Raw genomic sequence first — 21,598 nt, forward strand, 5'->3', positions numbered from 1 at the left:
GTTCCTCATACTGAGCCAAGCAACCGGGAAGCGGTTGCGATGGCTTCAGATTAAGGCTTCGGCGGAACCGACTCAGCCGAACTTGGCCCCTGAGAAATCCGGATCCACTGTTTTCACCCCGGCAAACGGCAGATTCCTTCAGCCCCGCCGAATCTGCCGACCAGGGCCTCGAAGCGTGCTGCGCAAGGCTTTCGGGCGCGGCCTTTCGACAGATCCTGCTTTGCCGTTGCGGCATCATGAAAGCATCCCCCGTCGATCAGGAACCGCCCATGGCCCTTCTCTATAAAGCTGACCCCGTGCGTGGCGAACGCTGGCGAGCGCTGTTCGCCGAACAGGCCCCGGACATTCAATGGCGTGCCTGGCCGGACCTCGGCAACCCCGAGGACATCCGCTACCTGGCGGCCTGGCAGGCGCCGGACGACCTGAGCCTGTTGCCTAACCTGGAAGTGCTGTTCGCCCTCTCGGCCGGGGTCGATCAACTGGACCTCGCGCGCCTGCCGCCGGACTTGCCGGTGGTGCGCCTGCTGGACCCGGGCATCACCCGGGGCATGTGCGAATACGCCAGCTTCGCCGTGCTCAGTCTGCACCGCGACATGCTGCGCTACCGGCAGCAACAGCTCGCCCGCTGCTGGCAGGCGCACCTGCTGCAACCGGCGGCGCAACGCCGGGTCGGGGTCATGGGCCTGGGGCAACAGGCGCAGCAGATCCTCGCCACCCTGCGGCCGCTGGGGTTCGCCCTGTCCGGCTGGGCCCGCAGCGCCCACCGCATCGACGGCGTGCAGTGTTTTGCCGGCAACCGGCAGTTGCCGGCCTTTCTCAGCCAGTGCGACATCCTGCTGTGCGTGTTGCCCCTGACCGAACAGACCCAGGGCATCCTCGACCGCACGCTGTTCCGTCAGCTACCCCGTGGCGCGGCGCTGATCAATATGGGCCGTGGCGGCCACCTGGTGGAGCAGGACCTGCTCGACGCCCTGGCCAGCGGCCAGCTCAGCGGCGCGGTGCTCGACGTCCTGCAACAGGAACCGGCCCCGGCCGAACACCCGTTCTGGGATCACCCGCAGATCCTCCTGACCCCGCACATCGCCGCCATGACCCAGCCGCAAAGCGCCTTCGCCGTACTGCTGGACAATATCCGCCGCCACCAGCGCGGCGAACCGATGCTCGGGCAGATCGACCGGACCCAGGGCTACTGACCCCCCACGATCGCTGTAGCCGCTGGCGCAGCCTGCGATCGGCGGCGCAGCCGTCGCAAAACCGCTGACCGCGGTGCATCAGGTCGATCCGGGATACAGCCTGGCGGGCTAACGCCCGATCGCAGCCTTCGGCAGCGGCTACAGGGCTTGGCGTTCAGCAGGAAAACCGAGATCGCTGTAGCCGCTGGCGCAGCCTGCGATCGGCGGCGCAGCCGTCGTGAAACCACTGGCCGCGGTGCATCAGGCCGACCCGGGATACAGCCTGGCGGGCTAGCGCCCGATCGCAGCCTTCGGCAGCGGCTACAGGGCTTGGCGTTCAGCAGGAAAACCGAGATCGCTGTAGCCGCTGGCGCAGCCTGCGATCGGCGGCGCAGCCGTCGCAAAACCGCTGACCGCGGTGCATCAGGCCGATCCGGGATACAGCTTGGCGGGCTAACGCCCGATCGCAGCCTTCGGCAGCGGCTACAGGGCTTCGGCAATCGCCGCGCCGACGTCTTGGGTCGAGGCCTGGCCGCCCAGGTCCGGGGTGATCGGGCCCTGGGCGATCACCTGTTCGATGGCCTTGAGAATGCCGTCGTGGGCGTCGCGGTAGCGCTGCTCACCATTGCCGAGGAAATCCAGCATCAGCGCGCCGGACCAGATCATCGCGATAGGGTTGGCGATATTGCGCCCGTAGATGTCCGGCGCCGAGCCGTGCACCGGCTCGAACAGCGACGGGAAGCGCCGCTGCGGGTCGAGGTTGGCCGAAGGCGCGATGCCGATGGTGCCGGCACAGGCCGGGCCGAGGTCGGAGAGAATGTCGCCGAACAGGTTGGAGGCCACCACTACGTCGAAACGCTCCGGCTGCAAGACAAAACGCGCGCAGAGAATGTCGATGTGCTGCTTGTCCCAGCTGACCTGCGGGTACTGTTCGGCCATCAGCGCCGTGCGCTCGTCCCAGTACGGCATGCTGATGGAAATCCCGTTGGACTTGGTCGCCGCCGTCAGGCGCTGGCGCGGCCGGGTCTGGGCCAGGTCGAAGGCGTACTGGAGAATGCGGTCCACGCCACGCCGGGTGAACACCGACTCCTGCAGCACCAACTCATGCTCGGTGCCCTCGAACATCTTGCCGCCCACCGAGGAATACTCGCCCTCGGTGTTCTCGCGGATCACCACGAAATCGATGTCCCCCGGCTCGCGCCCGGCCAACGGGCACGGCACCCCGGGGAACAGCCGCACCGGGCGGATATTCACGTATTGGTCGAAGTCGCGGCGGAACTTGAGCAACGAACCCCACAGGGAAATATGGTCCGGCACCTTGTCCGGCCAGCCCACGGCGCCGAAGTAGATGGCGTCGAAATCCTTGAGCTGCTCGAACCAGTCCCCGGGCATCATCTGCCCGTGCTCCAGGTAGTAATCGCAGTGCGCCCAGTCCAGCACCTCGATCTCCAGGTCCAGCCGCCACTTGCGCGCCGCCTGCCGCAGCACCCGCAATCCTTCCGGCAGCACTTCCTTGCCGATCCCGTCGCCGGCGATGGCGGCGATCCTGAATGCCTTGCTCATGTCGCATGTCTCCTCGAAGTCGGTGCGGGCGGGTCACAGGCCGCCGATGTGAAAAGCCTTGATCTCCAGGTATTCGTCCAGGCCGTACTTGCTGCCTTCGCGGCCCAGGCCCGATTGCTTGATGCCGCCGAACGGCGCCACTTCCATGGAGATGATCCCGGTGTTGAGGCCGACCATGCCGAACTCCAGCGCTTCGCCGAAACGCCAGGAGCGGCGCAGGTCCTGGGTGAAGTAGTAGGCGCCCAGCCCGTAAGGCGTGGCATTGGCGATGGCCAGCGCCTCGGCCTCGTCGTGAAAGCGCATCAGCGGCGCCACCGGGCCGAAGGTTTCCTCGTGGGCCAGGAGCATCTCGGTGCTGGCCTCGCCCAGCACCGTGGGCAGCACGAACTGGCTTTCGCCCTGGGGAATCGCGCCGCACAGCAGGGTCGCGCCCTTGCCCAGGGCGTCGTCGATATGCCGGGCGACCTTGCTCACCGCCGCGGCATTGATCAGCGGGCCGATGCTCACGCCCGGTTCCAGGCCGTTGCCGACCTTGAGCTTGGCCACCTCCTCCACCAGGCGCTGGGCAAAACGTGCGTAGATGCCGTCCTGGACCAGGATGCGGTTGGCGCAGACGCAGGTCTGCCCGGCGTTGCGGAACTTGCTCTGCATGATCCCGGCGATCGCCTGTTCCAGGTCGGCGTCGTCGAACACCACGAACGGCGCGTTGCCGCCCAGTTCCAGGCTCAGGCGCTTGATGTGCTCGGCGCTCTGGCGCATCAGCAGGCGGCCGACCGCGGTGGAACCGGTAAAGGAAATCTTGCGCACCGCCGGGTTGCCGGTCAGCTCTTCGCCAATCCCGGCCGGCATGCCGGTGAGCACACTGAACACCCCCGGCGGAATCCCCACCCGCTCGGCCAGCACCGCCAGGGCCAGGGCCGACAACGGCGTCAGGTCGGAAGGCTTGACGATGATCGGGCAACCGGCGGCCAGGGCCGGCGCGCATTTGCGGGTGATCATCGCGTTGGGGAAGTTCCACGGGGTGATCGCCGCGCAGACCCCCACCGGCTGCTTGAGGGTCAGCAAGCGCCGGTCGCCAGCGGGTGCCGGCAGGGTGTCGCCGCAGATGCGCCGCGCCTCCTCGGCGAACCATTTGACGAAACCGGCGCCGTAGCGGATTTCGCCCTGGGCTTCGGCGAAGGGCTTGCCCTGTTCGGCGGTCATGATCAGGGCCAGGTCGTCGAGGTTGTCGAGCATGGCCTGGTACCAGCGCTCCAGCAGCTGTGCCCGCTCCGCCGCCGGGCGCGCGCGCCAGGCCGGCCAGGCGCGTTCGGCGGCGGCGATGGCCAGGCGGGTCTGCGCGCCCTGCAGGGCCGGGACCCGGGCCAGGCATTCGCCGCTGGCCGGGTCGAGCACCGCCAGGGTCGCGCCATCGTCGGCGGCCACCCACTGCCCGTCGATGTAGGCCAGTTCCACCAAGAGGCTGGGGTCTTTCAAACGATTCTTGAGCATGGTCGAGTCCTGTTCCGAGACAGCCCCCAGTCTAAGCAGGCACCGCAGCCCAGGATGCTGAAAGCGCCGGGCCGACAGCGTCGGATGCTGAAAAACGCGGCGTCACAGCAGGCTCTACCGAGAACCTGAACACCGCCCTGTAGCCGCTGGCGCAGCCGTGGCAAAACAGATAACTGCGGTGCATCAGGCCGATCCGGGATACAGCCTTGGCGGGCTCACGCCCGATCGCAGCCTGCGGCAGCGGCTACAGGGGCCGGCGTTCGCCAGGGAAAACCGGGATCGATGTAGCCGCTGGCGCAGCCTGCGATCGGCGGCGCAGCCGTCGCAAAACCGCTGATCGCGGTGCATCAGGCCGATCCGGGATACAGCCTTGGCGGGCTGACGCCCGATCGCAGCCTTCGGCAGCGGCTACAGGGTTCGGCGTTCAGCAGGAAAACCGGGATCGATGTAGCCGCTGGCGCAGCCTGCGATCGGCGGCGCAGCCGTCGCAAAACCGCTGACCGCGGTGTATCAGGCCGATCCGGGATACAGCTTGGCGGGCTAGCGCCCGATCGCAGCCTGCGGCAGCGGCTGCTGGGGCCGGCTCAGCGTTTCAGGGAACCCAGCAGGCCTTCGAGAAAACGCTGGCCGGCGTCCATCTGGCTGACCTCGATGAACTCGTCGGGCTTGTGCGCCTGCTCGATGGAACCCGGGCCGCAGACCACCACCGGGATGTCCAGGCGCTGGTTGAACAGGCCGCCTTCGGTGCCGAAGCCGACCTTGGCGTAGCCGGTGCCGGGCGCGGCGAAGTCATGGAGGAAACGCACCGCCTCGACACTCGGATGGGTCTCCAGCCCCGGGTAGACATTCAGGGTTTCGATCTCGATGGCCGCCACCTCGGAAAGCTGGCGCGCCTCGCGTACGATCAGCTCGGCGCGTTCGCGCATCTGTTCGAGAAACTGCTCGAGATCGTCCGCCGGCAGGTTACGCACTTCGAAATCCAGGGTGCACAGGTTCGGCACTATGTTCAGCGCCTTGCCGCCAGCGATCTGCCCGACGTGCACGGTGCTGTAGGGAATGTCGTAGTCGGCGTCCCGCGCGCCCTGCTCGCGCAGGCGCTGCTGGCTCTCGCGCAAACCGGCGATGAAATCGCAGGCCAGCTGAATCGCGTTGGCCGCCAGCGGCGCCAGGGAAGAATGCGCTTCCTGGCCACGGCAATGGACGCGGTACGAGCCCTTGCCCTTGTGCCCGAGCACAAACTGCATATGGGTGGGTTCGCCGATCAGGCACAGGAACGGCCGCACCGGCGCCAGGTGCAGCACGTCCAGCAGCCGTCGCACGCCGACACAACCGATTTCCTCGTCATGGGACAGCGCCAGTTGCAGCGGCCGGCTCAAGGTGCAGTCCGCGGCATCGAGCATGGCGTCTATGGCCAGGGCGATAAACCCCTTCATGTCGCAGCTGCCGCGCCCGTACAGGCGCCCGCCCTGCTCGGTGACCTGGAACGCCGGCAGGCTCCAGGCCTGGCCTGCGGCGGGCACCACATCGGTGTGCCCGGACAGCAGGACCCCCGGCAACTCCCGGGGCCCGGTGCTGGCGAACAGGTTGGCCTTGCGCCCGCTTTCGTCCTTGACGACCAGCGACTCGATGCCCTTGCCCAGCAGCAGCTCGCGCACGTATTCGATCAGCGCCAGGTTCGACTCCGAGGACACGGTGTCGAAGGCGATCAGGCGCTTGAGGATCTCCAGTACCCGGGGTTTCATGAGGCCTTGCTCCGTTGTGCGGTAGTGCCGGCGAAGCGGCGAATCGAAAAGGCGTCGATCGAGGTGCCGGTGCTGCCGGTGGCGATCAGCTCGGCCATCACGTCGCCGACGCCCGGGCCGAGCTGGAAGCCATGGCCGCAGAAACCGAAGGCGTAGTACAGGCCGTCGACCTGGCCGCTGGGGCCCATGATCGGCAGCGAATCGGGCAGATACCCTTCGATGCCGCTCCACACGCGGATGATGTTGAGGTTGCCGACGCCCGGCAGCAGCCGGCGCATCTGCTGGATCTGGTTGAGGATGCTGCGCGGTTCGACCTGGGCGCGCCTGGTGAGCATGTCCGGTTTGCTGCGGTAGCCACCGCCGATGATGATGTTGCCGCGGGGAATCTGGCGGAAGTAGATCACCTCCTCGGGGATCTTGGTGTAGACCCCGATCACCGTCGGCAAGGCGTAAGGCACCGGCTCGGTGACCGCCATCTGCGGGCCGTTGGTGTCCAGCGGCACCGGTTCGCCGAACTGCTCGGAGAGCTTCTGGCCCCAGGCGCCGGCGGTGATCAGCAGGCGTTCGGCGCTGAACTGGCGGCCGTCGCTGGTGCCGACCAGGAACCCGCCGCCAACCTTCTGCACCTCGCTCACCTCGGTGCGTTCTTCGATCCGCGCCCCGGCGCGCACCGCCGCCCGGGCAAAGGCCGGGGCCGCCAGGCGCGGGTTGGCGTGGCCGTCATGGGGCGCGTAGGAGCCGCCCTTGACGTCCGGCCCGAGAAACGGGAAACGCTCGTGCAGCTCGCGGCCGCGGTAGATCTGCAGGTCCAGCTCACGCGCCTCGGGCGCCGCGGCATAGGCTTCCAGCTCGGCGATTTCGTCCTCGCGGTAGCACACCCGCATATGCCCGCTGGCGATGAACTCCAGGTCGTCATCGATCAGCTCCGGCAGGCGCTTCCACAAAGCCCAGGAACGGTTGGCCAGCTCCAGCTGGCCGAGATAACGGCCCTGGCGCCGCACGTTGCCGAAGTTCACCCCGCTGGCGTACTGGCCGATCTGGTCGCGCTCCAGCAGGGTCACCGACTGGCCGCGCCGGCGCAGGAAAAACGCCGCCGCCGAGCCCATCAGGCCGCCGCCGATAATCAGCACATCGGACTGTTGCACGGTCATGGCGTCACCTCCCCGGTGAGCATCGAAAGGGGTTTGACCGGGGCCTGGCCGCGCTGCCGGCCGACCTCCTGCACCGCGACCCCAGCCGCGGCGGCGATCACCTCGGCCCCGGCCTGGGAACAGTAGCGGCCCTGGCAGCGGCCCATGCCGACCCGACTGAAGGCCTTGGCGCGGTTGACCTCGCAGGCGCCCTTCTCGCGCACGGTGCGGCGCAGTTCGCCGGCGCTGATCATCTCGCACCGGCAGACGATGGCGGTGTCCGGCAGTGCCTTGGCCTGGGCGCTCGGCCAGGGAAAGGCCTGGGCCAGGCCCAGACGGAACTGGTCCATCACCGCCAGGGCCTGGCGCTGTTCGTCCCGTTCCGCGGCGTTGACCGGCAGTTGCAGATCCTCGAGCAGAGCCAGCGCCGAGAGGCGTCCAGCGTGTTCGGCGGCGTCGGCGCCACGGATCTTCGCCCCGTCGCCGGCGGCGTAGACCCCGTTGACGCTGGTGCGCCCGGCCTCGTCGAGTTCCAGCAGCCATTGGCTGGACGCCGGGTCGAAGGCCAGGCGGCAACCGGCGAGGTCGGCCAACTGGGTTTCCGGACGCAGGTGATAGCCCAGGGCCAGGGCATCGCACTCGACATCCAGGCTGTCGCCTTTGGCGGTCTTGACCTGCACCAGGCTGACCCCGCCCTGGACATCGCCCAGTACCCGGATCGGCTGGATGCCCAGGTGCACCGGGACCCGGGCCAGGCACAGCCGCGCCAGCAGCTTCATGCCGGTCCAGAGCAATCCCGGGCGCGCCAGCAGCTTCGGCAAGGCGCCGATACGCTTGCCTAGCGGCGAGGTGTCGAGCACCGCCGCGACCTGCGCCCCGGCCTTGAGGTACTGGCTGGCCACCAGGTACAGCAGCGGCCCGCTGCCCATGAACACCACGCGGTGGCCGATGGACACCGACTGCGCCTTGAGGGCGATCTGCGCGCCGCCCAGGCTGTAGGTGCCCGCCAGTTGCCAGCCTTCGAGCGGCATCAGGCGGTCGGTGGCGCCGGTGCAGAGGATCAGCGCGTCGTAGTCCAGGGTGAAGTGCCGGCCCTGGCTGACGCAGCACAGCTGCCCCGGGGTCAGGTTCCACGCCAGGGTGTCCGGGTGATAGTCGATGCGCGAGCGCAGGCGCTCGAAGCTGTCGTGCAGGGCCCGGGCCTTGTGCGCTTCGCTGCCGTACAGGGTGACGTAGTCGCGGCGAAAACCTTCGGGCTGGCGACGGTAGATCTGCCCGCCGTCGCGGCGATTTTCGTCGACCAGGGTCGGCACGATGCCGGCCGCCAGCAGGGTTTCGGCGCAGCGGGTGCCGGCCGGGCCGGCGCCGACTATCACCACCCGCGGCGCGCTGCCGGACGGGATGTTCAGCCGTGCAGTGGCCATACCGCCTCCGGTTGTGTGGTGAGAATGTCCAGGCCCTCGCGGACCTCGCTGGAACAGGCGCGCAGGCGCTCGCCGGCGCGGGTCCAGACCCAGCAGTCCTGGCAGGCGCCCATCAGGCAGAAGCCGGCGCGCCGGCCGGAATCGAACTCCGACTGGCGCAGGGCCGTCCCCTGGGTCAGCAACGCCACCATCAGCGTGTCGCCCTGCAATGCCTCGATGGGCTCCCCGTCCACCCGCAGCTGTACCGGCGCCCGTTCGCGCTCGCCCAGCCGTACAAAACGCCCCTTCATGCGTAGGCTCCCTCGGTCATGCCATTGAAGTTCTGTTGGCTCTGCAGCAACTCGCCGCTGTCGCGGTGGCAGAGGATCTCGCTGCCGCCGTCGATGGCGCGGCGGTTCGGCGCGGTGCGGTTGCACAGGCCGTCGATGCGCACCGGGCAGCGATTGAGGAAGGTGCACAGCTCCGGCACATTGGCCCTGGCGCCGATCGGCGGCAGGCTGGCGCAGGTGCTGCCGCAGCTTTCCAGCCAGCCCTGGCGCAGCTCCGGCACCGAGTGGATCAGCAGGTCGGTATAGGGATGGAACGGCGCCTGGCCGAAGGCCGCGCGGCTGCCGGCCTCGACCTTGTGCCCGCTGTACATCACCACGATGTCGTCGCACAGCGCGCGCACCGTGGAAATGTCGTGGCTGATGAACAGGTAGGACACCCCCAGCTCCTGGCGCAGGTCGCGCAGCAGTTCGAGGATCGCCGCGCCGACCACGGTATCCAGGGCCGACGTCACCTCGTCGCAAAGGATCAGGTCGGGCTTGGCCGCCAGCGCGCGGGCCAGGTTGACCCGTTGCTTCTGCCCGCCGGACAGCTCGTTGGGCCGCCGCTGCGCGAGCGTGCGCGGCAGCCGCACCAGGTCCAGCAGTTCGTCGATGCGCTGGCGCAGCGCCGCGCCCTTGAGGCCGAAATACATCTTCAGCGGCCGACTGAGAATGGCGCTGACGCTGTGCATGGGGTTGAGTGCGGTGTCGGCGTTCTGGAACACCATCTGGATTCGCCGGAACTGCTCGTCGGTGCGGCTCGACAGGCTGCCGCCCAGGGGCTGGCCATCGAAGGTCAGGTTGCCCAGGGCCGGGGCCAGCAGGCCAGCCACCACCCGCGCCAGGGTCGACTTGCCCGAGCCGGACTCGCCGATCACGCCGATGGCCTGGCCACGGCGCACGGTCAGGTCGATGTCCTCCAGCACGCGGATCATCGGCATGCCTTGCAGGTTCTTGTTGCCGTAGCCGGCGGTCAGGCCCTTGATGGTCAGCAGCGGCTGGTCCTCGGCGATATCGCTGGGCGGGCGAATGGTCGAGTCCGGGCGCGCGGCCGCCAGCAGGCTGCGGGTGTAATCGTGGGCCGGGCCCTCGAGCAGCGGCGCGGTGGCGCTCTGTTCGAGGATCTGGCCGCCGTTGAGCACCACGATCTGATCGGCCATCTGCGCCACCACCGCCAGGTCGTGGGACACATACACCGCCGTGGCCCCGCGTTCGCGCACCACCCGTTTGAAGGCGCGCAGCACGTCGATCTGGGTGGTGACGTCGAGCGCGGTGGTCGGTTCGTCGAGGATCACCAACAGCGGGTCGCTGATCAGCGCCATGGCCGCCATCACCCGTTGCAACTGGCCGCCCGAGACCTGGTGCGGGTAACGCTGGCCGATGTGTTCCGGGTCCGGCAGGGCCAGGTCGCGGAACAGTTCGATCGCCTTGGCTTCCAGGTTGGCGCGGCTGTCCAGGCCGTGGATCAGGGCGCCCTCCAGCACCTGGTCGAGCAGGCGCTTCGCCGGGTTGAAGGCCGCCGCCGCACTCTGCGCGATGTAGGACACACGATTGCCGCGCAGGCCCTGCAACTGCTCCTCGCCCAGGGCCAGCATGTCGTGTTCGCCGACCCGCACCACCCCGGACGCCAGGCGACAACCGCGGCGGGCATACCCCAGCAGGGCCAGGGCGATGGTGGTCTTGCCCGAGCCGGACTCGCCGATCAGCGCCAGCACCTCGCCCTGCTCCAGGGCGAAACTCACACCCTTGACGATCTCCACTTCGCCGCCCTCGCCGCCGGCGACCACCCGCAGGTCTTGCACTCGAATCAACTGGCTCATCTCAATGACCTCCCGGACGGCGGCTGCGGCGCGACGAGATCCTGTCGATGAACAGGTTCACGCCAATGGTCAGGGTGCCGATGGCCAGCGCCGGGATGACGATGGCCGGCGCGCCCTGGTTGAGGCCGCCGATGTTCTCGCGCACCAGCGAACCGAGGTCGGCGTCCGGCGGCTGCACGCCCAGGCCAAGGAAGCTCATGCCGCTGAGCAGCAGGACGATGAAGCCGAAGCGCAGGCCAAGGTCGGTGAGCACCGGGTTGAGCATGTTCGGCAGGATCTCCACGCAGGCGATGTACAGCCGGCGCTCACCGCGGGTGCGGGCCACCTGCACGTACTCCAGGGCTTCGATATTCACCGCCAGGCTGCGGGCGATACGGAACGCCCCGGGGGTGAAGCTCAACACCGCGGTGCACACCAGCAGCACCACCGAGGAGCCGAAGGCCGAGACCATGATCAGCGCCAGCATCTTGCTGGGGATGGAGATAAAGGCGTCCATCAGGCGGCTGATGACCTCATCCAGCCATTTCGGCGCGACCACCGAGAGCAAGGCGCAGGCGGTGCCCAGGCCGCTGGCCAGGACCGCGGAAATCAGCGCCAGGCCGACGGTGAACCGCGCGCCCACCAGCACCCGGCTGAGCATGTCGCGGCCCAGGTAATCGGTGCCGAACGGATAGGCCGCGCCCATGGCGTCGAACACATTGGCGGACACCACTTCGCCCACCGGATGCGGCGCCAGCCAGGGGCCGAACAGCGCCACCAGCAGCCACAGCACACACATCGCGGCCCCGGTCAGGCCGAGCCAGGACGGCCCGTGGGACACCTTGCCCAGCGCCAGGTCGGGCGTGGCCGGCGTCGACTTCACCATGAGATTGGTCATTGGTTTCTCAGCCTCGGATTGGAAAGAATCGCGCACAGATCGGCAATCAGCACCAAGCCCAGGTAGGCCGTGCAGAACAGCATGGTGCAGGCCTGCACCAGCGCCATGTCGCGGTTGGTCACCGCGTCGACCATCAGGCTGGCGATCCCGGGATAGTTGAAGATGGTCTCGACGATCACCACCCCGCCCAGCAGGTACGACAGGCTCAGCGCCACCGCGTTGGCGATCGGCCCGATGGCGTTGGGCAAGGCGTGGCGCAGCACGATGCGCACCGGGCTGACGCCCTTGAGCCGGGCCATTTCCACGTAGGGGCTGTCGAGCTGGTCGATCACCGCGGCGCGGGTCATGCGCGCCATCTGCGCGACGATGACGAAGCACAGGGTCATCACCGGCAAGGCGTAGGTGCGCAGGAACTGCAGCGGCGAATGGGTTTCGCTGGCGTAGGACAAGGCCGACAGCCAGCCCAGGTTCACCGCGAACACCAGCACCGCCAGGGTCGCCACCAGGAACTCCGGCACCGCCACCAGGGCCAGGGTGATGAAGCTCAGGAGGCTGTCCAGGCGCCCGCCGCGGCCCATGGCCGAGCCGATGCCCAGGGTCAGCGCCAGCGGCACCGAGACCACCGCGGTCACCGCCGCCAGCATCAGGGTGTTGGGCACCCGCCCGGCCATCAGCTCGCTGACCGGCATGGCGTTGGACACCGAGGTGCCCATGTCGCCGGCCAGCAGGCTGAGCAGCCAGTGCAGGTAACGCACCACACCGGGCTGGTCCAGGCCCAGTTTCAGGCGCAGCGCCGCCACCTGTTCCGGCGTGGCGAACTGCCCCAGGGCCTGTTGCGCCGCGTCCCCCGGCAGCACCGCGGTGATGGCGAACACCACCATGGACACGATCAACAAGGTCACGACCGCGGCGCCCATGCGCCGCGCGATCAACCACAGTGTGTTGCTATTCATCGCCCTTCCCTCCTGCCTTGCAGCCCCGACGGAACCTGCTTTCGCCCCTCACGCGTCCAGCCACACCTGCTCGGCGAACATGTAGCCCATGAAGCCGCCCAGGGGGTTGCTGCCATAGCCCTTGATGCGCTGGTCGACCCCATCGATGTTGCTGATGAACACCGGGATGCCGATGCCGCAGTGGTCGTGCACCAGGGTCTGCATGTCGGCGTACATCGTGCTGCGCTTGGCGTCGTCGGTTTCGCCGCGGGCCAGCATCAGCAACTGGTCGAACTGCTCGTTCTTCCAGCCCGACTCGTTCCATGGCGCGCTGGACTGGAAGAACTGCGAAAAGATCACGTCGGCGTTCGGCCGCGGGTTGATGTTGCCGAAGCTCAGCGGGTGCTTCATCCAGTGGTTGGACCAGTAGCCGTCGCTGGGCAGGCGGTTGACGTTGAGGGTCAGCCCGGCCTGCTTGGCCGACTGCTGCAGGAGCACGGCGATGTCCACCGAACCGGTGGCGGCCGGCGAGGCCACCAGCGGCATGCTGACCTTCTCCATGCCGGCCTTTTTCAGCAGGAAACGAGCCTTTTCCGGGTCGTACGGGGTCTGCGGCAGGTCGGCGTTGTAGTAACGCGAACCCGGGGCGATCGGGTGGTCGTTGCCGACCACGGCGTAGCCACGGAACACCGCGGACTTGACCTGTTCGCGGTCCAGCAGGTGCTTCAGCGCCTGGGTGAATTCCGGGCTCTGGCCGGGCAGCTGGTCCTGGCGAATGATCAGGTCGGTGTAGTTGCCAGACGGCGCGTCCACCACCCGGTGCCCGGCGCTGGCGGCGATGCGCGCGGTGGAACGCGGGTTGACCTCGTTGATCAGGTTCACGTCCCCGGAGAGCAAGGCGTTGACCCGCGACGGCTCGTCGGCGATGGCGATGAACTCGATCTCGTCCAGGTACGGCAGGCCCGGCTTCCAGTAGTTCGGGTTGCGCGCGGAGACCGAGCGCACGCCCGGCTTGAACTCCTTGACCTTGAACGGCCCGGTGCCGATGCCCTGGCTGAAGTCGGTGGTGCCTTCGGGCACGATCAGCAGGTGCGAGACCGCGAGGATCGACGGCAGCTCGGCGTTCGGCGCCTTGAGGCGGATCTGCACCTCATGGGTGCCGGTGGCCTTGATCTCGGCGAACTGCTCCATCAGCGGCATGACCTTGGAACCGGTGGCCGGATCCTTGTGCCGCGACAGCGAGAACACCACGTCGGCGGCGGTCAGGCCCTTGCCGTTGTGGAAGGTCACGTCCTTGCGCAGGGTGATGATCCACAACGTGGCGTCGGTATTGTCGATGCGCTCGGCCAGTTCCAGCTGCGGCACCAGGTGGCTGTCGAAGCGGGTCAGGCCGTTGTAGAACATGAAGTGCCGCACATAGTCGGTGGACAGCGCGCCCCGGGCCGGGTCGAGGGTATCGGCGGTGGAACTGGACATCCCGGCGACGCGGATGCGTCCGCCCGGCTTGCCCTTGGCTGGCGCCGCGCTGTCGCTGGCGAGCAAGGTGCCGGCACTGCCGAACAGGCTGCCGGCGCCCGCGGCGGCGACACCGGCCACGCCGAGCATGCGCAAGGCGCTGCGGCGGGACATGCCACGGTTCAGGCCTTCGAAAACCCGCAGGCTTTCTTCGCCGGAAATCAGTTGCGGATCGACTTTGTTGTCAGTCATAGCAGTTCTACCTGTCGAATAATGAGAAGGCTCGAGTGCTCGCGGTTGACCGGAGCGTCCTGGAAACGCAAAACGACGGTGAAGCAAACTCAGTGCAGATAGTCCTGGAAGCGGTAGTAAGCCCCTACCAGCGGCAGGAACCAGGGCTTGCCGAAGTGCCCGGGGATCGCCGGCCATGCCAGGTCTTGCCAGGGGTTGAGGGATGGATTGGCGCCGTCCATGACCTCGGCCATGACCTGGCCCATGTGCACCGACATCTGCACGCCATGGCCGCTGTAGCCCATGGCGTGGTAGATGCCGTTGCGTTCGCCGGCCCGGGGCAGCCGGTCGCTGGTCATGTCCACCAGCCCGCCCCAGCAGTAGTCGATAGCGACCCCGGCCAGTTGCGGGAACATCTGCACCATGGCCGCCTGCAGCACCTTGCCGCTCTTGGCATCGGAACTGGGGCTGGACATGGCGAAGCGCGCCCGGCCGCCGAACAGCAGGCGGTTATCCGGGGTCAGGCGGAAGTAGTTGCCGATGGTGCGGCTGGTGACATAGGAGCGCTGCTGCGGCAGCAGCCGCTCGACCAGGGCCTGCGGCAGCACCTCGGTGGTCACCACGAAGCTGCCCACCGGCACGATGCGCCGCCGGTACCAGCCGAGGTCGCCATGCTGGCAGGCGCCGGTGGCCAGCAGAATCTGCCGCGCCTGCAACGAACCGCGCGCGGTGTCGAGCCGGTAGCCGCCACTGTTGCCCCGCCAGCCTTGGACCGCGCAGTCCTGATAGATCAGCGCGCCATGGCGCGCCGCGGCGTGCGCCAGACCGATGCCGAAGCGCCCGACGTGCATCTGCACGCCGTTGCGCTGCAACAGGCCGCCGTGAAAACCGGCGGAATCGACTTCGCCGCGTACCTGCTCGGCGGACAGCAGCTCGACATCGGCATCGACCTCGCGGCGGATGAGCTCGCAGGTGCGCGCCAGCCCTTCGTAATGCAGGGGCTTGGCCGCCAGCTTGAGCTTGCCGTTGCGCTTGAGGTCGCAACCGATGCCCTCCTGCGCCACCAGCGCCACCACGCTCTGCACCGCCCGCTCATAGGCCTGGTAATAGGCCCGCGCGCGTTCGGCGCCGAGGCTGGCGCTGAGGGCGGCGTAATCCTGGGCCACCCCGGTGTTGCACTGGCCGCCGTTGCGCCCGGAAGCTTCTCCGATCACCCGGCCGGCTTCCAGCACCACCACCCGGGCGCCCTTCATGGCCAGCGCGCGGGCCGCGGACAGCCCGGTGAAACCGCCACCGACGATCGCCACGTCGACGCTGTCCGGCAGCGCGCCGCTCTGTGCCCCGGTGAAGGCCGGCGCACTGTCGAGCCAATAGGATTCACTGCCCATGCCTGACTCCCTGACCCAGCCTTGAAGAGCGCCCATGACCGATCAGAGCCCGACCAGCCCAGCCAGGCCGCCGATGTCCGGGATCTGCTGGTAGCCGTAGATGGCGTTGGCCGGCTGTTCGTGGCCACGGGCGACGAAAGCCTTGTGCTTGATCTTCATGTCGTGGGCCGGCATCAGGTCGTAACGGAAGCTGGAGGACACATGCAGGATGTCTTGCGGGCCGCAGCCGAGGTTGTCGAGCATGAACTCGAAGGCCGCCAGGCGTGGCTTGTAGGCCTGGGCCTGTTCGGCGGTGAAGACCTTGTGGAACGGCGCGCCGAGCTTGTCGACGTTGGACATGATCTGGCTGTCGCTGGCGTTGGAGAAGATCACCAGGGGGATCTTGTCGGCGATCTTCGACAGGCCGGCCGGCACGTCCGGATGGGGGCCCCAGGTCGGCACGGCGTCGTAGTACAGCTGGCCTTCGCCGCGGTACTCGACGCCCCAGCGCTTGCAGGTCCGCGCCAGCGCGGTCTTGAGGATTTCGTCGTAGGGTTTCCAGTCGCCCATGACCTGGTCCAGGCGGTAGGCCGAGAAGTCCTTGACGAACTGGTCCATCTGTTCAGGGCCGACGCGGTCGGCGAACAGCTCGCGGGTCATGGTGCCCATGTGGAAGTTGGTCAGCGTACCGTAGCAGTCGAACGTAATGAATTTGGGACGAAGAAAGCTCATTGAGTGCGGTCCTGAAGTTCGTTGAGGTCATGGCGTGACACGCAAGAGCGCGGCTGCCGGAGCCCTGATGCAGCGTTGCAATCACAGCTTCATTACAACACCGTGAAATCAGCAGATGGCGTTAAAAGCGCGGGCTGCTCGATACAAACCACCGTTTTTCGGGGCGCCCTCAGCAGACTTTGCGGGGCGCGCCAGCCTTGGGCAAAGCCCGTATTCATGCGCTTTTATGGACCTTTGCCGGCCGCCGGGGCTCAAGTCCGGGCCCGGTCGCCGCAGAACCTGCGCCGGCCCCAACGAAAACGGGCGCTCCCGTCTGGAAGCGCCCGTTTCGCTGAATCGCAGAGTGTCTGCCGATCGATCCCCAACCGGTGGCGGCCGGCCTGCGGCCGCGCCGGCAGGTTCAATGCATACTTCGTACCGCCCCGTTCACCCGCCCCTGCCGATCATGGCTTTCAGCCGGCGATATCGATCAGCACGCTCTTGAAGCGCAGGTTGGCCTCGAAGGCTTCGCGCCCCAGGTCCTTGCCGATGCCGGAGCGCTTGTAGCCGCCGGTGGGCAGGATGTAGTCGTTGCTGCGCCCATAGCGGTTGACCCACACCGTGCCGGCTTCCAGGCGCCGGACCAGGCGCAGGGCGCGGTTGATGTCGGCGGTGTGTACTCCGGCGGCCAGGCCGTAGGTGGCATGCTCGGCCAGGGCCAGGGCCTCGGCTTCGTCGTCGAAGGCCTGCACCGTCAGCACCGGGCCGAAGATCTCCTCGCAGACCGCCGGGTTGCGGTTGTCCAGGCCGGTCAGCAGGGTCGGCTGGTAATAGGCGCCGCCCAGGCCGTCGAACAGCCCGCCGCCGCAGAGCACCTCGGCGCCGGCCTGGCGCGAACGCTGGACGATGCCGTCGATGCGGTTCGCCTGCTGCCGGGAAATGATCGGCGACAGCGTGCTGGTCGACGACCAGGTCGGCCCCGGGCGCAATTGTTCGAAGTACGCCCGCAGGTGCTCGACGAAGGGCTGCATGATCGAGCGCTCGATCAGCAGCCGCGAACCGGAGACGCACACCTGCCCGGCGTTGCCGGTGATGGCCATGGCCACGGTGCGCGCGGTCCTGGCGAGGTCAGGCACGTCGGCGAACACCAGTTGCGGGCTCTTGCCGCCCAGTTCCAGGGTCACCGGCTTGGGGCCGACCAGGGCGCAGGTGGACATGATGCTCGACCCCGTGGCGGTGGAGCCGGTGAAGGTCACCTTGGCCACCCGCGGATGGCGACACAGGGCATCGCCGGTGACCCGGCCGTCACCCTGCACCACGTTGAAGATGCCCGCCGGAACCCCGGCTTGCAGCGCCAGTTCGGCGAACCGCAGGCTGGAAAACGGCGTCAGCTCCGACGGCTTGAGCACCACCGCGTTACCGGCGGCCAGGGCCGGCGCGACTTTCCACGAGGCCATGCTCAGCGGGAAATTCCACGGCGCGATGGCGGCGATCACCCCGTAGGGTTCGGCGATCTGCATGCCCAGGCGGTCGGTCTGGGTGGCGGCCAGCGAACCGCCGTGCTTGTCCGCCAGCTCGGCGAAAAAGCGGATGCCTTCGGCGACATAGGGAATGTCCCAACCGATCACATCCTGATGCGGCCGAGTCGAACCCACCGCCTCCAGCGGCGCCAGGATCGCCGCGTCGGCTTCCACCAGGTCGGCCCAGCGCCGCATCACCCGCGCCCGCTCCCGGGGCGGACGGCTGGCCCAGTCGGAGCGGGCGAATGCCTGCCAGGCGTTGTTCACCGCCTCGTCCACCAGCCCGACGTCGGCGATTGGCAACTGCCCGTAGGCCTGGCCGTCCGACGGCCGCGAGACCTCCAGCCCGGGCGCGGCGTCGCGGTACTGGCCGGCGATGAAATGAGCGCTGCGCACAGCGACAAGACGAGGATCGAAGCTATCCATGGAGCACTCCACTTGAAGGCGGCAATAAGGTCGGCGAAGGCCGGCCCGGCCGGTAAAAACCAGGCCTCCATCCTAGGAAAAAAGCGCAAGCATTTGCTGCCGACCTTGGGCCCCTTTTAAGTAGTTACTGTGGTCTGCCGGCCGGTCTTTTAGGGATTCTGCCGAATCGCCGCGGGGCTCTTGCCAGGCGTGATCGCAGATGGGATACAGGCGCATCGCCGACGATCGCGCTTATCTTTTTCACGGAGTCTTGCCATGTCCGCCACCCCTCGCCCTGCTTATGTGTACCGCCCGATGACAGTCGCCGACTTGCCGGCGGCCCACGCCCTGTCCGTGCAATTGAAGTGGCCTCATCGCCTGGAAGACTGGGCGATGTTGCAGCGGGTCGGCCAGGGCTTCGTGGTGGAAGACGGCGAGCGCCTGATCGGCAGTGCCTTCTCCTGCCTGCAGGGGGACTACGCCACCATCGGCCTGGTGATCGTCAGCGGCGACTACCAGGGCCAGGGCATCGGCCGGGCCCTGATGGAAAAGGCCCTGCACGCCTGCGAGTCGCGCACGCCGATCCTCAACGCCACCCTGGCCGGCGCGCCGCTGTATGCCAGCCAGGGCTTCGTCGAGTTCGGCGTGATCCAGCAGCATCAGGGCCTGGTGCGGGTGCCGGAGGTGGGCGCCCTGCCCGCCGGTGAAAGCTGCCGGCCGCTGCGCAAGGCCGACCGCCTGCGCCAGTTGAGCCTGGCCAACGCCGGCAGCGGCCTGGACCGCCAGCAGGTGCTGGAAGACCTGTTCGCGGTGGTCGAGCATGGCGTCGGCATCGAACGCGACGGCCAGTTGCGCGCCTTTGCCCTGCTGCGGCCGTTCGGCCGTGGCCGCTGCATCGGCCCGGTGGTCGCGGAAACCGCCGAGCAGGCCCGGCAGATGATCGCCAGCCTGCTGAGCAAGGTTGCCGATGCTTTCGTGCGTATCGATATTCCGGCCGACTGCGGCCTGGCCGAATGGCTGGAAAGCGCCGGCCTGAAACAGGTCGACCAGGTCGCGCAGATGGCCCGCGGCACCCCGCCCCGGGCGCTCGGCAATGTGCGCCAGTTCGCCCTGGTGACCCAGGCCATCGGTTGACCCACAACGCCGCGAGCCCCTGGGTCGCGGCGCTTTTTTTCCAACACCCCCAGAGAGTCCTTTACATGTCCACACCCGCCGCTTTGCTGCTGGCAGGCGCCGACGGCCGCTTCGACGCCAGCCTGTTCACCCCTGCTGCCCTGGGCAGTGACGACCCCTTCGGCGCCGATCGGCTGGTCGCCTATAACGGCAGCGACGGCATTGCCGCCGGTGTCGTGCGCACCAGCGGACGTTTTGCCAGCGAGGATTTCCCCCACATCGAAATGCTCGTGGTGCACACCGGCAAGGTGTTGCTCTACAGCGCCGAGCCGTCTGGGGAACAGGCCCTGGAACTGGCCCCCGGCGCCAGCGTGGTGATCGGCCGCGGCAGCGCCTTCAAGCTTGAAGCCGAGCCCGGCACGCTCTGGGCCTTCTGCGCGGTGAACCGTGCCGCGGCGGGCGCCGAACCGGGCCTGACGCTGCTCGACCCGCGGGCCATGCTCTCGCCCTCGGCGGCTCCCGAACCACAGATCCTGATCGGCCCGGAACCGCAATGCCGCTCGCGCAACGCCTTCGAGGACGACGCCAGCGACCTGCGGATCGGGGTCTGGGATTCCACGCCGTACCGCCGCCACGGCCGGCCGCACAAGCTCAATGAACTGATGCACCTGGTGGAAGGCAGCGTGACCCTCGAGGGCGCGGACGGCAGCCGCCTGAGCGCCGGCCCCGGCGCTACGCTGTTCGTTGCCCAGGGCACGCCCTGCGCGTGGCACAGCACGGCCTATGTGCGCAAGTTCTATGCGGTGAAGTAACGCCCGGCACACACGACAACGGCGCCCTCGGGCGCCGTTGTCAGGTCGGGCGAAAAGCGCCCGGCGACTCAATCATCGTCGTCATCGTCACGGTCGCGACGATAACGCCCGTCCTTGTCCCGCCGGTCGTAGCGGCGGTCGTAACGGTCGTCGTCACGATCGCGGTCACGGTAGTAGTCGCGGTCATAACGGCTGTGGTCGCGCCAACCGTCATGGTCGCGATCGTAGCGTCGGCCGTCGTCCCAATGGGGGTAGCAGCCACCCAGCAGCAGCGTGGAGCAAAGGGTCAGGGTGAGTGTCGCGAGTCGCTTCATGGAAGTGTCCTAGAACCTGGGTCAGAACGATGGGTTGGCAAAGCAGCCCGGCAACGCAGCGGGCCCTGTGCGAACCGGCGGGGCCGGCGCCTGCAACCACCCATGTGACTGTAAAACCAGCGTTTTATTCGATCCTGGCGAGACACTGGCGGACCGACGGTCATGTCTTGCCCAATGCGAACGGTCACGCCTGCTCAGTGGGAATTCCTGTCCCACAGCCAGTTCCACAACCCCGGCAACCGCACCGGCTGTTCGCTGTTGGTGACGGTACGGGCCATGACCGCCCGTTGCAGCGCCGCGGTATCGTCGTAGAACGGCTTGGGCGCAGTCGCAAGGCCAGTGGCCTGGGCGCTGTCGAGCAGGATCTGCAGGTATTCCCGGGTGTGGCGGGCGGTGTAGCGATTGAGGTCGTGGAAGGTCACCACCACCGGGATCACTCCGTCCACCGTCGGCAACTGGCCCAGGGCAATGCGTTCGCGCACTTCCGACAGCTGGCGCAGCATGTTGGCCCGGCGCCGTGGGCTGGCGTTGAAACCCCAGACCTTGCCGTCGTTGGCGCTGAGGTCGGTGAGCAACACATGCAGGCCATGCCGTTGGTAGGCGGCGAAGGTGCGCTTGTCGTAGTTCCAGAATGGCGGGCGCACCAGGTTCGGCGGCACACCGGTGATCAGCGCGATATCGGCGCTGCCGTCGTTCAGGGACGCCTCCAGTTCCGGTGGGTCGAGCGAGCGATGGTTGGTGTGCCTCGGCGTGGCGGTATGAAAGCCCAGCACATGGCCCTCGGTGTGCTCGCGGGCCATGATCCGCCGCCCTATGTCGCTGCCGCCGGCCCGCGAGGCCCGGGTCTGGACGAAGAACACCGCCTTGATCGCCGGTTGCAGTGGATTGTCGAGCAGGTCGTCGAGCACCCGTTCGGTCGGGTTGTACAAACTGGACGCGCTGGGGCCGTCGTCGAAGGTCAACAGAAAGCGGATCGGCGCCTGGGCGCGCAGGCGTTGCTCGGTCTGCGCGGTCATTTCGATGGGGGCAGCGATGCAACCGCCCAGACCAGCGGCGAGCAACACTGCGCAGAGAAGCTTGAAGCCTTGTTTCATGTTTTGCCCTGTGCCGGACCGTTGCGGTCGTCACCTCAATGGCAAAAATCCCTCGCCCATGGATCCCTCGCCCGGCCTGTGCGCAGCGCCGGGCACAGCTTGGAGGGGCAACGGCGG

The 21,598-nt window shown here is 67.8% G+C and carries 18 protein-coding genes; 3 read left to right on the forward strand and 15 right to left on the reverse strand.

Going from position 1 to position 21,598, the window contains the following annotated elements; all coding sequences use genetic code 11:
* Positions 1-269: 269 nt before the first annotated feature.
* On the forward strand, positions 270-1,193 hold the full coding sequence (locus CXQ81_RS18245; RefSeq protein WP_101338083.1) for a glyoxylate/hydroxypyruvate reductase A: 924 nt from the start codon (positions 270-272) through the stop codon (positions 1,191-1,193).
* A gap of 462 nt (positions 1,194-1,655) precedes the next feature.
* Here CXQ81_RS18245 and CXQ81_RS18250 read toward each other — a convergent pair whose 3' ends face one another.
* From CXQ81_RS18250 to CXQ81_RS18310, 13 genes are all read right to left on the reverse strand, one after another.
* Positions 1,656-2,735: a tartrate dehydrogenase gene (locus CXQ81_RS18250; RefSeq protein WP_101338084.1), complete on the reverse strand. Its 1,080-nt coding sequence runs from the start codon at positions 2,733-2,735 to the stop codon at positions 1,656-1,658.
* A gap of 33 nt (positions 2,736-2,768) precedes the next feature.
* A complete protein-coding gene (locus CXQ81_RS18255; protein WP_101338085.1) occupies positions 2,769-4,226 on the reverse strand; it encodes an NAD-dependent succinate-semialdehyde dehydrogenase in 1,458 nt (485 codons plus the stop codon).
* Positions 4,227-4,810: 584 nt separating this feature from the next.
* The gene (gene argE, locus CXQ81_RS18260; protein WP_101338086.1) at positions 4,811-5,968 is read right to left on the reverse strand and encodes an acetylornithine deacetylase; all 1,158 of its coding nucleotides are present in this window, start codon (positions 5,966-5,968) and stop codon (positions 4,811-4,813) included.
* The gene (locus tag CXQ81_RS18265; protein ID WP_101338087.1) at positions 5,965-7,119 is read right to left on the reverse strand and encodes an FAD-binding oxidoreductase; all 1,155 of its coding nucleotides are present in this window, start codon (positions 7,117-7,119) and stop codon (positions 5,965-5,967) included. Before CXQ81_RS18265 ends, argE begins: the two co-directional genes overlap by 4 nt.
* Positions 7,116-8,522 (reverse strand): NAD(P)/FAD-dependent oxidoreductase, encoded by a 1,407-nt coding sequence (locus CXQ81_RS18270; RefSeq protein WP_101338088.1) that lies wholly within the window; start codon positions 8,520-8,522, stop codon positions 7,116-7,118. The genes CXQ81_RS18265 and CXQ81_RS18270 overlap by 4 nt, the downstream gene beginning before the upstream one ends.
* The gene (locus tag CXQ81_RS18275) at positions 8,504-8,812 is read right to left on the reverse strand and encodes a (2Fe-2S)-binding protein (RefSeq protein WP_101338089.1); all 309 of its coding nucleotides are present in this window, start codon (positions 8,810-8,812) and stop codon (positions 8,504-8,506) included. The genes CXQ81_RS18270 and CXQ81_RS18275 overlap by 19 nt, the downstream gene beginning before the upstream one ends.
* Complete coding sequence (locus tag CXQ81_RS18280; protein WP_101338090.1) at positions 8,809-10,650, reverse strand: ABC transporter ATP-binding protein; 1,842 nt, start codon at positions 10,648-10,650, stop codon at positions 8,809-8,811. The genes CXQ81_RS18275 and CXQ81_RS18280 overlap by 4 nt, the downstream gene beginning before the upstream one ends.
* 1 nt (position 10,651) lies before the next feature.
* Positions 10,652-11,527: an ABC transporter permease gene (locus CXQ81_RS18285; protein WP_009044026.1), complete on the reverse strand. Its 876-nt coding sequence runs from the start codon at positions 11,525-11,527 to the stop codon at positions 10,652-10,654.
* Positions 11,524-12,480, reverse strand: a complete 957-nt coding sequence (locus CXQ81_RS18290) for an ABC transporter permease (protein ID WP_085530768.1) — start codon at positions 12,478-12,480, stop codon at positions 11,524-11,526. Before CXQ81_RS18290 ends, CXQ81_RS18285 begins: the two co-directional genes overlap by 4 nt.
* 48 nt (positions 12,481-12,528) lie before the next feature.
* The gene (locus CXQ81_RS18295; protein ID WP_009044028.1) at positions 12,529-14,166 is read right to left on the reverse strand and encodes an ABC transporter substrate-binding protein; all 1,638 of its coding nucleotides are present in this window, start codon (positions 14,164-14,166) and stop codon (positions 12,529-12,531) included.
* Positions 14,167-14,255: 89 nt separating this feature from the next.
* On the reverse strand, positions 14,256-15,533 hold the full coding sequence (locus CXQ81_RS18300) for an FAD-binding oxidoreductase (protein ID WP_101338091.1): 1,278 nt from the start codon (positions 15,531-15,533) through the stop codon (positions 14,256-14,258).
* 42 nt (positions 15,534-15,575) lie between these two features.
* The gene (locus tag CXQ81_RS18305; protein WP_062825965.1) at positions 15,576-16,244 is read right to left on the reverse strand and encodes a haloacid dehalogenase type II; all 669 of its coding nucleotides are present in this window, start codon (positions 16,242-16,244) and stop codon (positions 15,576-15,578) included.
* A gap of 452 nt (positions 16,245-16,696) precedes the next feature.
* Entirely contained in the window at positions 16,697-18,169 is a 1,473-nt protein-coding gene (locus CXQ81_RS18310) for an aldehyde dehydrogenase (protein WP_101338092.1), read from the reverse strand.
* 255 nt (positions 18,170-18,424) lie between these two features.
* Between CXQ81_RS18310 and CXQ81_RS18315 the strand changes: the two genes are divergently transcribed.
* Entirely contained in the window at positions 18,425-19,282 is an 858-nt protein-coding gene (locus tag CXQ81_RS18315; protein WP_101338093.1) for a GNAT family N-acetyltransferase, read from the forward strand.
* Positions 19,283-19,347: 65 nt separating this feature from the next.
* The gene (locus tag CXQ81_RS18320; RefSeq protein WP_101338094.1) at positions 19,348-20,073 is read left to right on the forward strand and encodes a cupin domain-containing protein; all 726 of its coding nucleotides are present in this window, start codon (positions 19,348-19,350) and stop codon (positions 20,071-20,073) included.
* A 68-nt stretch (positions 20,074-20,141) separates the two neighbouring features.
* On the opposite strand, the gene CXQ81_RS18325 is transcribed toward CXQ81_RS18320, so the two are convergent.
* Entirely contained in the window at positions 20,142-20,387 is a 246-nt protein-coding gene (locus CXQ81_RS18325) for a hypothetical protein (protein WP_101338095.1), read from the reverse strand.
* A 194-nt stretch (positions 20,388-20,581) separates the two neighbouring features.
* Positions 20,582-21,481, reverse strand: a complete 900-nt coding sequence (locus tag CXQ81_RS18330; protein ID WP_101338096.1) for a polysaccharide deacetylase family protein — start codon at positions 21,479-21,481, stop codon at positions 20,582-20,584.
* Between the last annotated feature and the right edge of the window lie 117 nt (positions 21,482-21,598).

The organism is Pseudomonas sp. 09C 129 (assembly GCF_002843625.1).
GTDB classification, from domain to species: domain Bacteria; phylum Pseudomonadota; class Gammaproteobacteria; order Pseudomonadales; family Pseudomonadaceae; genus Aquipseudomonas; species Aquipseudomonas chlororaphis.